Raw genomic sequence first — 518 nt, 5'->3', positions numbered from 1 at the left:
AGCGCACAAGAGATCACCGTCACCGGTTCTCACGATATCGATATCGTCGACGAAAGCGCCTTGATCACCCTTTCGGTCGATCAAGATATCGGCATCGTGGCCGACGATGTGAATAAAAGCATCGCCGTCACCGATGATGATTCGCCCGGCACCCTGTTGATGCTGCCCTCGCCCTTGCAGGTGGTCGAAGGCGGACAACAAACCTTCATCGTGCGTTTGGGAACGGTGCCGACCGTGCCCAATGTCACCGTCGACCTGACCAACAGCAACGCATCCGTCACCTTGGACCCCACCACCCTCTTTTTCACCGACAGCGATTGGAATGCCAGCCAAACCGTCACCGTTTCCGTTGCCCAAGACGACAACGCCGAAAACGGCACCGACACCATCGTCGGCACTTTCAACAACGGCGCCGGAAACTATGCAAGTGCCGCCAACCCCCAAGGGGCGGCGATTGCTGTTACCACCCTAGACCGCCCGGGCGATATCGTCGTCTCCAAAACCATGGTGGATTTGAT

Annotated in this window: 1 protein-coding gene; it reads left to right on the top strand. The window is 57.5% G+C overall.

The genetic code is table 11. The features are described from left to right. On the top strand, positions 1-518 hold a 518-nt coding region (locus BF99_RS23600; RefSeq protein WP_038099231.1), incomplete at both ends, for a hypothetical protein.

Origin of the sequence: Thioalkalivibrio sp. HK1, from assembly GCA_000583135.1 — a bacterium.
In the GTDB taxonomy this organism is placed as follows: domain Bacteria; phylum Pseudomonadota; class Gammaproteobacteria; order HK1; family HK1; genus HK1.
This window is presented reverse-complemented; position numbering and strand designations above follow the sequence as displayed.